Here is an 11730-nt window from a genome sequence, read left to right on the forward strand (position 1 = left end):
AACAATATCGAACTGCCGTTTTCGTCAATGTTCCGGTGTCAGGATTCTGGCGCCTTGGTCTTCAGGGCGAGGGCATGCAGCTCGCCACCCATCGTGCCCTTGAGGGCAGCATAGACAAGCTGGTGCTGTTTTACGCGGTTCAGGCCGGAAAACTGGGGACTCACGATTTCGGCCTGCCAATGATTGTCGTCGCCCGCCAGGTCAGTCAGCGTGATTTCCGCTTCAGGAAAGGCATCGGTGAGATAACCGAGCAGGGTCTCGCGTGACATGGCCATGGGCTGTTCCTTCCAGTTGCGCCGCAGAGGTGGCGTGTCATGCCCGCGACGTCAAGCGCCCGGATGAAGCGATTGAGGTGAGCGCGTTACGCACCTAATATGCTGTTTCAATTAGATTCCCGGATTTTCCCATGACCAAGCTGCGCGCCTTCATTCTCGCTGAAGTTCTTTTCGTGCTGACCATTATCGGCGTTGTGTTCGTCTACATGAATCAGGATCAGGAGACTGAGCCAGCGCTGAACCAGTATCGACCAATCTATATTGATGGCCCGGCAATGCTGAACTTCACCGAGACTTTGTCATCTGATGCGCTGGAGGGACGGGAAACCGGAACGTCGGGCAATGCGGCTGCTCAAGGGTTCATTCTCAAACGGTTCGAGACTCTTGGCCTGCGCCGGCCCGGCGAGACGTATGCGCACGAATTCGCAATCATTCAGACAGACGCGGAGGACGGCACGCCGGACAAAGGCACGAATTTGATCGGCTGGATTGCAGGCGAGACACCCGGCGAAGGGCCGATGCTGGTCGTGACGGCGCATTATGACCACCTCGGAATTCAGAAGGGCGAAATTTACAATGGTGCGGACGACAATGCCTCCGGCGTTGCGGCGTTGATCGGTGTTGCCGACTATTTTCGGCGCAATCCTCCGACCCATGACATTGTGTTCGCAGCGCTCGATGCCGAAGAGAAGGGTATGTTGGGCGCGCGCGCGATGGTGAGATCTGGCTTGATCGACTTGTCACGCGTGGCGCTGAATATCAACTTTGACATGGTCAGCCGATCCGAAGCGGGAGAACTTCATGTGGCCGGGACAACACCCTATCCGCAACTTAAGCCAGTGATAGAGGCGCTTTCCACAGACGCACCGGTCACGCTGCTGACCGGCCATGATTCTCCGGATCTTGGATATGATGACTGGACGAGCCAGTCAGATCATGTCGCCTTTCACGAAGTCGGTATCCCGTTTCTCTATTTCGGTGTCGAAGATCATGATGGCTATCATGATCCGTCTGATGACTACCTGAATATCACGCATGATTTCTTCGTGCGTGCGGGTGACACTCTGGCAATGACGGTCGATAGAATGGATGAATGGATCTCACTCTCCAGCGCGCCAGAATAGCAGGGGTTCATATTGATCCTGTAAAGGACAGGTGGGCGCAAACGTTGGAGGTTGAATTTGGTTCCAGAGGCGCTGCCAGACGGCCTTTTCGTATCGTCTCAGGGCTGGCTGAAACCTAAAAAATACTTTTATAAAACAACGGTAATGGTGATTAATCCGCATTAAGAATGTGTGGCTTTGCGGCAACGTGTGCAGGTTGCGGATTTGTCATCGGAACGGACACAGTTCAGACACGGTTTCCTTGTGGTCTCGCCGCTCTGGCGGGAGCTGATCACGTCTTTAAAGGAGACCACATGTTTAAGTATTTTCTGATCGCATCGACGGCAACAGGCCTGGCTATGGGTGCACAGGCCCAGTCTTATGACAGCGATACCGGCTTCTATCTGGACGGCGGTTATCAATATCTCGAAATCGAACCGGATGGCGCAGAACAAGGTGTTGACACGAACGGCATCGCCGCGCGTCTCGGCTACAAATTCAACAATGTCTTCAGCCTTGAAGGTGAATTGGCCTCCGGTATTGATGATGGCGAGTTCGACTACAATGTCGATGAAGACGAGTTCAATCTCGATGACAACAATGACGGCGATTTCAACGACCTGATCGCTGCTTCAGGTGATATTGGCCTGAACTACCTGGTGGGTCTCTATGGTCGTGCGGACCTTCCGGTAACGGAACGCATGGACCTGTTCGCTCGTGCTGGTTATGCCTACATCGACCTGGATGCCTCGCTGGCCACACCAGGCGGTGCGCCTATCACCGTCGAGGATTCCGAGGAAGGCCCAGCCGTTGGTGCGGGTGTAACTTACGACCTGACCGAGAACTGGCAGCTGCGCGGTGACTACACCTACTATTCGTTCGAAGACACCGACACGAATGGTGTGATGCTGGGCGTCGGCTACAAATTCTAGTCGATCACTTGATCACCAGAGCGAGCACCCCTTCTGCAGAATGCAGGAGGGGTGTTTCTCGTTCAGTCGACGGAGTTCATGTAGGACGGCAGCCAGCCTTCATGAGCGTCCCGCAGCGTCGCTACAGGCAAGGACTGCTCCCCTGCGCCAACGACCTTGAAGCCAATCGCGTCACCGCCAAACTTACCCACTTGTGTGAGTGACAGTCCGGCCTCGCCGATGGCCTTGCGGAATGCTTCTTCCTGGTCGGCTGATACAGCCACGACATAGCGGTCATGGTTTTCGCCGAAGAGGAATGCGGACGTACTCTCCGCTGGGGCGTAGATTTCGACACCCATGCCAGCAGCGAGCGCCATTTCTGTCACCGCGCAGGCCATGCCGCCATCGCTGGCGTCGTGGACGGCCGCAACCATGCCCGACGTGACGAGATCCCGGACAGTCCCGGCGGTTTTAACTGTGGTGGCCAGATCGACGGATGGCGGTGCCCCAAGGTCCTCGCCCTTGAGCGAGAGGATTGTGCGAGCGTACAGGGTTGCGCCTAACTCACCTCCAGCGTCACCGATCAGGAAGGCCAAATCGCCATCCTGCGCACCTTTCAACGTCGCAGTTTTCGACACATCCTCGATCAGGCCCACGCCGCCGACCACCGGCGTCGGCGGGATCGCCTTGCCGTCAGTCTCGTTGTAGAGGCTCACATTGCCGGACACGACGGGGAAGTCGAGCTCGCGGCAGGCCTCGGCCATGCCTTCAATGGCTTTGACGATATAGCCCATCGTGGCCGGCTTTTCCGGGTTGCCGAAATTCAAATTGTCCGTGATCGCGATCGGCGTGGCGCCGACGGCGGACAGGTTGCGATAGGCTTCTGCTACGACCGCCTTGCCGCCCTCAAAGGGGTCTGCGGCCACATAATGTGGGTTGCAGTCGGAACAGATGGCGAGCGCCTTGTTCGTGCGGTGGATGCGCACAATGGCGGCGTCGCCCTGGCTTTGCGAGGAGTCGACCGTGTCGCCCATCACGTGGCGGTCATATTGTTCCCAGATCCAGCGCTTGGAGGCCATATCGGGAGACGACATCAGCTTCAGCAGAACCTCGCCATAGTTTTCCGGCTCGGGATACTTCGTGATGTCCAGCGGCGCGCGCTTTGGCGGCTCGGTCCAGGGGCGGTCATAATTTGGTGCGTCGTCGGCCAAAGGCGCGACAGGAATATCGCAAACCTTTTCACCAAACTGCTTCAGGACGAGATGGCCATTGTCGGTCGTCTCGCCGATAACTTCTGCGTCGAGATCATATTTCTCGAAGATTGCCTTCGCCACGTCGATCTTGTCCGGATAGAGCACCATGAGCATGCGCTCCTGGCTCTCGGACAGCATGATCTCGTAGGCCGTCATGCCTTCTTCGCGCTGTGGAACCTTGTCGAGGTCCATGACCACGCCAATGCCTTCGCCATTCTCGCCGCCGCTTGCGGCCATCTCGACGGAGGAAGAGGTCAGGCCCGCTGCGCCCATGTCCTGGATCGCCTGAATGGCATCGGTCGCCATCAGCTCTAGACAGGCTTCGATCAGCAGCTTTTCGGTGAATGGGTCACCGACCTGAACCGTGGGGCGCTTTTCTTCGTCGCCTTCGGAGAACTCGGCAGACGCCATCGTGGCACCGTGGATGCCGTCACGACCCGTTTTGGAGCCGACATAGAAGATCGGGTTGCCGGGCGTCGCGCCGCGCGCATAGAAAATCTTGTCCTGATCGGCCAGGCCCACAGCCATCGCATTGACAAGAATGTTGCCATTGTAGCCTTCGTCGAACTGGGTCTCGCCCGCGACGGTCGGCACACCGACACAATTGCCGTATCCGCCAATACCGGCGACGACGCCGGCCACCAGGCTGCGCGTTTTCGGATGGCTCGGATCGCCAAAGCGCAATGCATTGACCAGCGCGATTGGCCGCGCGCCCATTGTGAACACATCTCGCAGAATCCCGCCCACGCCCGTCGCCGCGCCTTGGTAGGGCTCGATATAGGACGGGTGGTTGTGGCTCTCCATCTTGAAGATAGCGGCCTGTCCGTCGCCAATGTCGATCACACCCGCATTCTCGCCGGGGCCCTGAATGACTCGGTCATTCTTCGTCGGGAATTTGGACAGGTGACGACGCGAGGATTTGTAGGAGCAATGCTCTGACCACATCACCGAATAGATGCCGAGTTCGACAAGGTTCGGCTTGCGTCCGAGTCGGGAGACCAGCCGCTCCCATTCATCGGCCTTGATGCCATGTTCCAGGCCGGCAGTATCGTCCTGCTCGGCGGTGAGGTGGGCGAGGATCGCAGATGTGTCAGTCATGCCCGGCGCTTTAACCGCAAATGGCCCGAGTCGCCAGACTCTATTGCGGTTCAGCCGCCGAAGATGAACGATTTGCCATGATGGACAGGATTTAACGGAAACCGCGCCGGACAGATGCGCGTTTCATTGGGCAACCGGGACAGCGATTGGAAAGGACCCCGACCATGAGACACTTGCTTTTGTTTGCCGCGCCGCTGGCGCTCGTGGCGTGCGGCTCTGAGGTTAGCCAGACTGGTGGAGACACGATGCCCGCACCGTCGCCCATAGCCTCATCTGACAAGGAAAAGCCTGAAACGAAGCAACCTGAAAGGCAGGTCACTCAGGCCGCGGGAAGCTGGGCTGACGCAGATGCAACGTCTGGAGAACGCCTTGAATTCGTTTCGGAAGATGGCGAGACGGTTCTGGTTTCGCTGACGTGCCAGAAGCCGGACGCATTTGCGGGCGAGGGCGCTGCGAATGCGCTCGTCATGCGACGCGTCTATTCCGACGATGAAGCGCCAAACCAGATTGGCCTGCTGACCTCCGCTGGGAACGCTGCCATTCCGGCCCAGCTGGATGAGGATGCGGGGGAAGTGTCCGGCGTCTTCGACACCAGGTCCCAAGCCGCTCGTGCGCTTGCCAATGGTGCAGGTGACCTGCGCCTGGTGGTGGCACAGAGCGAATATGTCGTCCCGACAGATGAGCGGATCGAAGCCCTGATCGAATCCTGCCGTCCGCCAATCGAAACCAGCCTTGAAGCCGAGGATGCGAGCGATGCTGAGGACGCGGAAATGGAAGAATCCGAAGATCCGGCAACCGGCTCCTGATCAGCCTCCCATCGTCGCTGCAATCTGATCGATTGCGGCGACGTGCTTTGTCTTCTGATCGTCCGGCAGGAAGGACCCTGTAAAGCTGTTCTTGGCGAGCTGGACGATCTGATCTGACGATAGTTCGAGCGCTTCGGTGATCGCCTCATAGTTTTGCCCGATATAGCCGCCGAAATAAGCGGGATCGTCAGAGTTCACGCAGACGAGCAGACCTTCTTCGAGCTGACGCTTCACCGGGCTCTTTCGCAAATCGTCCAGTACGCACAGTGACAGGTTGGAGAGCGGGCAGTTGGTCAGGGGAATCTGCGTGTCGCGCAAGATTTCAATGAGCGCCGGATCTTCCATCGCCCGATTGCCGTGATCGATCCGGTCTGCGCCGATGTCCAGCAAGGCTTCACGTACATATTCCGGCGGACCTTCCTCGCCCGCATGGAGACAGAGCTTGAAGCCGAGTTCGCGGCACCGTTCGAACAGACGCTGGAATTTCAGGGGCGGGTGGCCGACTTCGGAACTGTCGAGCCCGACTCCGACAAAGTGTTCGTGCCAGGGCGTCGACTCATCCAGCAGGACAAAACCGTCCTCCTCGCTGAGGTGCCGCAAGAAGCTCATGATCAGTTCGGACGTGATGCCGAGTTCTTTCTCACCCCGCTCCAGCGCACCCAGAATACCTTCTGTGACAGCGCCAAAGGCCACCCCGCGCTCCGTATGAGCCTGTGGGTCGAAGAACATTTCGACATGAACGACATTGTCCGCCTTTGCGCGCTGCAGGTAGGCGAATGTCATCTCGTGAAAGTCCTGCTCGGTGCGCAGGACATTCATGCCCTGATAGTAAAGGTCGAGGAATTCCTGGAGATTGTTGAAGTCATAGGCCGCCTTGGCTTCGTCCAGCGTTTTGAACGGGATGTCGATCCGGTTACGCTCGGCCAGCGTCATCATCATTTCAGGTTCGAAACTGCCTTCAATGTGAAGGTGGAGTTCGGCCTTGGGGAGTTTGTGGATCAGGTCTGAGTGCGCGGACATGAGAGGGCCTCCGGTCTTTCGCCCATAGAGCGGGAAGCCGGTCTCAAGGGCAAGTCACAACTGCCTAACGCGCGCCGAGATAGGTCCAGTTGCGCAGGATCATCTCCATCGGTCCGCGTTGGAAGCGCATCCGCCAGAGGCTCGCAAAGGTCACGCTGAACAGGGCGACGAGGAAGGCGACGCCGATGCTCTGCGCCGCCGGGAGGGTCGCAAACAGACCAAACCCATAGGCGCTGAACAGCAGCGAAAAGATCAGACCTTGAAGCAGATAGGCCGTCAGAGATGACGTGCCGCCTCTCGCGAAGAACACGGTAATCGGGCCGGGCTGGCCTTCCGCCCATTTGGCAATCACCCCGAGATAGCCGAACGTCGAGAATGGGCTGCCTATGGCCACGAGCAGCATGCCGAGCATCATCAGCGGATCCATCATGCCGGTTCCGACGAGCATGAGCCAACCTCCGGAGCCGCTGATCAGCATGCCGAGCGGCAAAGCGTACCGGCGGGCAGGCTTCCAGATTGGGGCGGATGCGCGAGCTATGACACCGCTGCGCACGGCGGCGAGACCAAACAGGAAGAAGGCAAATGCGCCAAAGCCCTGGAACATCAGGATAAACGGGAACCCCGAAACGTATTCGCTTGTCCGGTACGCTGCCGCATCAAGGAAGCTGCCTGATCCAAAGACCTCAATGGCTCTTGAATCTTCGACCGCAAATTCCGCTGCTGTCTTCGCCATTTCTTCCGGCGCGAACGTCACCCCCAGATAGACCATCAGTGCCATCAGTCCGATCACCAGGATCTGGATGCCATAGATGATGCACCCCCACACTATGAGGGTTTTCTGGGATGCATTGCGGAACAGGAACAGGATCGTCCCGAGAACAGCATAGACGACGAGAATATCGCCGAAGAAGAAGCAGGCAATGTTGAGGGCGCCAAAGGCGAGCAAGCCGATGATGCGGCGCCAGTATCGCCCCGAAAAGGCGACGCCGCGCCGCGCGGCCGATTGCATCTGATAGGCAAAGCCCACCCCGAACATGAAGGAAAACAGTGAGTAGGACTTCATCAGGAACAGCGCATTCACGCCAAACCAGGCGGCTGTATCGAGCGAAGTCGGGGCAGCACCCTCATAATGATAGCTGCTCATCATCGGCCAGGCGAGCACGCCAACATTGACCAGCGCTATGCCGAAGAGTGCCCATGCGCGGGCGAGGTCCGGAAATATTTCGCGGCCAGCAGCCTGACTTTCCTCGAGATATGTCATGCGTTTCCCCTCCGGCACGGCTTTATCGAAATTCGATAATGCCCGGTGTACGGAGCGTCAAGAGCTATCTCGAAGCCGATTGGGTAGTAGAGGCTAGGCCGCGCTAAGCAGGCTTTCGAAGACGCCAAGACCGTCGGTGCCGCCTTCATGCCCGCCAATGGCGCGCTCCGGGTGGGGCATCATGCCGAGGATGCGGCCATTCTCGCTGAGGATGCCGGCGATGTCGCGCGCCGAGCCATTCGGGTTCTGGCCCTTGGCATAACGGAACGCCACGCGGCCTTCGCCTTCCAGCGTGTCCAGCGTGGCGTCATCGGCGAAATAATTGCCGTCATGATGCGCGACCGGAATGACGACTTCCGGCGTACCGGAATAGGCGCTGGTATAGGCCGTGTTCGCTGACTCCACGCTTAACGCCTGCGGACGGCACACGAAGTGGAGCGATGCATTGCGCATCAGCGCGCCGGGCAGAAGGCCCGTTTCGCACAGGATTTGGAAGCCATTGCAGACGCCGAGCACATAGCCGCCGCGCTCCGCATGCGCGTGAAGCTGAGAGATGATCGGTGAATTGCCAGCCATCGCGCCGCAGCGCAGATAGTCGCCATAGGAGAAGCCACCGGGGACCATGACGAGGTCCGTGCCGTCCGGAATGGTTCCGTCCTTGTGCCAGACCATAGCCGGGGCCTGGCCGGTTACCTGTGCAAGCGCGTCATAAGCGTCGCGGTCACAATTCGATCCGGGGAAGACAATCACAGCGGTTTTCATGCGCAGGGCTTTAGCAGGGAGTCGGGTGAAAAGGGAACAGGCATTTGCGGTGGTGAGGGTGAAAGAGCGGCAAAAAGCACAGAGGCGCGCATGCCGCCTTGCCGAATGAGGGCTTCAGGCACATTGTTCTGGCCATTCATATTCATGGGAGTGACCAGATGAAGAAACTCATGGCTGCAGCGCTTGCGCTCTCTCTGCTGCCGCTGGCGACGGCGTGCAACACGGTCGAAGGCGTTGGCCGCGATGTTCAGGCAGGTGGCGAAGTCGTCTCCGAAACTGCGCGGGACGTGAAGGAGAAGATGTCAAAATAGATTCGGCCTTCGTCTTTCCAGCCCTCAGAACGCAAAAGGCCCCAACGCGACGTCGGGGCCTTTCTTGTTCGGGATACTGAAATGCGCCTAGCGCTGGTCCATCGGCACGTAGTCGCGCATGGCGGCGCCGGTGTAGATCTGGCGCGGGCGACCAATGCGTTGGGTCGGGTCGACCAGCATCTCGTTCAGCTGGGCAATCCAGCCGACGGTGCGGGCCAGCGAGAACAGCACGGTGAACATCTGCTTCGGGAAGCCGATCGCATCGAGGATGATGCCGGAGTAGAAGTCGACGTTCGGGTAGAGCTTCTTCTCTGCGAAGTATTCGTCTTCGAGAGCGATGCGCTCCAGTTCCATGGCGACTTTCAGGATCGGCTGATCCTTCAGGCCAAGCAGGTCGAGCACTTCGTGAGCAGACTCGCGCATCACGGTCGCGCGCGGGTCGTAGTTCTTGTAGACGCGGTGACCGAAGCCCATCAGGCGGAACGGATCAGACTTGTCCTTTGCCTTCTCGATGAATTCCGGGATGCGGTCCACAGTGCCGATTTCGTGCAGCATGTTGAGGCAGGCCTCGTTGGCGCCGCCATGGCTTGGGCCCCAGAGACAGGCCACGCCAGCCGCAACAGCGGCGAATGGATGCGCGCCTGAAGACCCTGCCAGGCGAACGGTCGAGGTCGACGCGTTTTGCTCGTGGTCTGCGTGCAGGATGAAGAAACGGTCCATCGCCTTGGCGATTTTTGGATCCACTTTGTAATCCTCGGCGGTGACCGAGAAGCACATGTTCAGGAAGTTTTCGGCGTAGGACAGATCGTTGCGAGGATCGACGAATTTCTGGCCGAGATTGTACTTCAGGATGCGTGCGCAGAGCGTCGGCATCTTGGCAATCAGGCGGATCGAAGCGAGGCGGCGCTCTTCCGGATCTTCGCTATCCATCGCACCCGGGTAGAAGGACGCCATCGCGCCAACCGTACCGGTCAGCATGGCCATCGGGTGGCTGTCACGGCGGAAGCCGTCGAAGAAACGGTCCAGTTGTGTGTGGAGCAGGGTGTGCTGCTTGATCTCGTCGTTGAACGTGCTGAGTTCCGACTTGGATGGCAGTTCGCCATTCAGGATCAGGTAGCATACTTCCGGGAAGGTTGCTTGCGCAGCCAGCTGGCCAATCGGATAGCCGCGGTGCAGCAGGACGCCTTCTTCCCCGTTGATGAACGTGATCTGGCTTTCACAGCTCGCCGTGGAGGTGAAGCCCGGGTCAAATGTGAACTGTCCGGATTGCGCGTAGAATTTGCGCACGTCCACGACGTTTGGACCGTGGGTGCCGGACAGTACCGGCATGTCATAGGTCTTTCCGTCAATCTCGATCTTCGCCGTACCGGCGTCTTTGGTCTTGTTTTCCATCAACTCTAGCCCTTCCAAATCATTGTTCCACTCGGCATCGCTCGGGATTAGGTCCCGGCTTTCGCCGTTTGATCTTCAATTCTTCCCAGCGCCTCATCCTGCCCGAGCCATTCAAGGACTGGAGCGATGTCTGGCGCGGGTAACCCGCCCGTGAGCGCAGCTCTGAGTGGCTGACCCACCTGTCCCATCGAAAGGTCGCGGTCAGCGCAATACGAGCTTATGACGAGCGATATAGTTTCTGCGGTCCATTGGCGCAATTGCTGCAGTTCGTCGCGCAGACCCGCCAGCCGGTCAAGTCCTTCTTCGGACAATGCCTTGCGCGCCTTCTTGTTCATTTCAATCGGGCGAATGTCACGCAGGAAGGCGAACGCAGCGGCAAGCTCTGGCAGCGTGGTGCCGCGATCCTTCATGTGCGGCAGGGCCGTACGGACCCGGCCGGCTTCCGCCTCGCTGAGCGGGGCCTCCGCCTCCAGCAGCGGCTTCAGCAATTCGAACAGGCGATCATCATCGGCAAGGCGCATGAAATGGGAATTGATCTGGCCCAGCTTCTCCAGGTCCAGGCGTGCAGGGGCCTTGTTGATGCCCTCGACATCGAAGAGGGAAATGGCCTCGGCCTCGGTGAAGATTTCCTGATCGCCGTGGCTCCAGCCGAGGCGGAGCAGATAGGCCTTCATGGCTTCCGGCAGGTAGCCCATTTCCCGATAGGCCAGCGTGGAGAGCGCGCCGTGGCGCTTGGACAGTTTCGCGCCATCTGGTCCGTGGATCAGGGAGACGTGGGCAAAGGTCGGTACGTCCCAGCCCATCGCCTCATAGATCGGGATCTGGCGGAAAGCATTGCGCAAATGATCGTCGCCGCGGATCACGTGCGTCACGCCCATATCGTGATCGTCCACCACAACTGCCAGCATGTAAGTCGGCGTGCCATCGGCGCGCAGCAGGATCATGTCGTCCAGTTCGCTCGCCTGAATGGTCACGCGGCCCTGAACACCATCTTCAAGGATGCGGTCACCGCCATCCGGCGCGCGCAGGCGCACGGTGAAAGGCGCATCGGCTGATGGGGACGGGGCGCCATCGCGCCAAGGAGACCGATAAGGGGCGAGCAGCTCATTCGCCTCGGCCAGCAGCGCGGTCTTCTCCGCTTCCGAAATGCCTTCTGCCTTGGCGGCCTGGCGCTTTTCCTCACCCAGATCCCGGCGGGCCTGGAGTTCTTCCGGCGTAGCGTAGCAGCGGAAGGCCGTGCCTCGCGCAATCATCTCATTGGCGACTTCAGTGTGCCGCGCCGCCTGGCTGAACTGCATCACCGGCGCTTCGTCCGGCGTCAGGCCGAGCCAGTCCATGCCCTCCAGAATCGCCGCCGTTGCCTCATCCGTTGAGCGTGCGCGATCGGTATCCTCGATCCGCAAAAGAAACTTCCCGTTGTGACGTTTCGCGAAGAGGTAGTTGAAAAGTGCCGTCCTTGCCCCTCCAATGTGCAGCATGCCGGTGGGAGAAGGGGCAAAACGCGTAATGACGTTCATGGGACAGGCAGGCTCCGATTT

General features: G+C 59.0%; 11 protein-coding genes. 4 read left to right on the forward strand and 7 right to left on the reverse strand.

Features of this window, described 5'->3' with window-relative positions; all coding sequences use genetic code 11:
- Positions 1-38 precede the first annotated feature (38 nt).
- Positions 39-275: a BolA/IbaG family iron-sulfur metabolism protein gene (locus tag HF931_RS12015; RefSeq protein WP_035553595.1), complete on the reverse strand. Its 237-nt coding sequence runs from the start codon at positions 273-275 to the stop codon at positions 39-41.
- Between the two features lie 131 nt (positions 276-406).
- On the opposite strand from HF931_RS12015, the gene HF931_RS12020 reads away from it, so the two are divergent.
- Positions 407-1399, forward strand: coding sequence for a M20/M25/M40 family metallo-hydrolase (locus HF931_RS12020; RefSeq protein ID WP_051602781.1), 993 nt, complete (start codon positions 407-409; stop codon positions 1397-1399).
- A gap of 293 nt (positions 1400-1692) precedes the next feature.
- Positions 1693-2310, forward strand: coding sequence for a porin family protein (locus tag HF931_RS12025; RefSeq protein ID WP_035553593.1), 618 nt, complete (start codon positions 1693-1695; stop codon positions 2308-2310).
- A 62-nt stretch (positions 2311-2372) separates the two neighbouring features.
- Here the strand turns inward: HF931_RS12025 and purL are convergent, their stop codons facing one another.
- Positions 2373-4640, reverse strand: coding sequence for a phosphoribosylformylglycinamidine synthase subunit PurL (gene purL / locus HF931_RS12030; protein ID WP_035553590.1), 2268 nt, complete (start codon positions 4638-4640; stop codon positions 2373-2375).
- A 164-nt stretch (positions 4641-4804) separates the two neighbouring features.
- Here purL and HF931_RS12035 point away from each other — a divergent pair, with 164 nt between their 5' ends.
- Positions 4805-5446, forward strand: a complete 642-nt coding sequence (locus HF931_RS12035; protein ID WP_035553587.1) for a hypothetical protein — start codon at positions 4805-4807, stop codon at positions 5444-5446.
- On the opposite strand, the gene HF931_RS12040 is transcribed toward HF931_RS12035, so the two are convergent.
- The 3 genes from HF931_RS12040 to purQ all read right to left on the reverse strand — a co-directional run bounded on the left by HF931_RS12040 (position 5447) and on the right by purQ (position 8489).
- Positions 5447-6466, reverse strand: a complete 1020-nt coding sequence (locus HF931_RS12040) for an adenosine deaminase (RefSeq protein ID WP_035553585.1) — start codon at positions 6464-6466, stop codon at positions 5447-5449. It abuts the gene before it with no gap.
- A 64-nt stretch (positions 6467-6530) separates the two neighbouring features.
- Entirely contained in the window at positions 6531-7727 is a 1197-nt protein-coding gene (locus HF931_RS12045; RefSeq protein WP_273240267.1) for a DUF418 domain-containing protein, read from the reverse strand.
- Positions 7728-7820: 93 nt separating this feature from the next.
- Entirely contained in the window at positions 7821-8489 is a 669-nt protein-coding gene (gene purQ / locus HF931_RS12050; RefSeq protein WP_035553581.1) for a phosphoribosylformylglycinamidine synthase subunit PurQ, read from the reverse strand.
- A gap of 158 nt (positions 8490-8647) precedes the next feature.
- Here purQ and HF931_RS12055 point away from each other — a divergent pair, with 158 nt between their 5' ends.
- Positions 8648-8800 (forward strand): entericidin A/B family lipoprotein, encoded by a 153-nt coding sequence (locus HF931_RS12055; RefSeq protein WP_035554000.1) that lies wholly within the window; start codon positions 8648-8650, stop codon positions 8798-8800.
- An 87-nt stretch (positions 8801-8887) separates the two neighbouring features.
- Here HF931_RS12055 and gltA read toward each other — a convergent pair whose 3' ends face one another.
- Both gltA and gltX read right to left on the reverse strand, forming a co-directional pair.
- The gene (gltA, locus tag HF931_RS12060) at positions 8888-10192 is read right to left on the reverse strand and encodes a citrate synthase (protein WP_035553578.1); all 1305 of its coding nucleotides are present in this window, start codon (positions 10190-10192) and stop codon (positions 8888-8890) included.
- Positions 10193-10239: 47 nt separating this feature from the next.
- Entirely contained in the window at positions 10240-11709 is a 1470-nt protein-coding gene (gltX, locus tag HF931_RS12065; protein WP_035553574.1) for a glutamate--tRNA ligase, read from the reverse strand.
- Positions 11710-11730 lie beyond the last annotated feature (21 nt).

Origin of the sequence: Hyphomonas atlantica corrig. (assembly GCF_017795365.1) — a bacterium.
Classification (GTDB): domain Bacteria; phylum Pseudomonadota; class Alphaproteobacteria; order Caulobacterales; family Hyphomonadaceae; genus Hyphomonas; species Hyphomonas atlantica.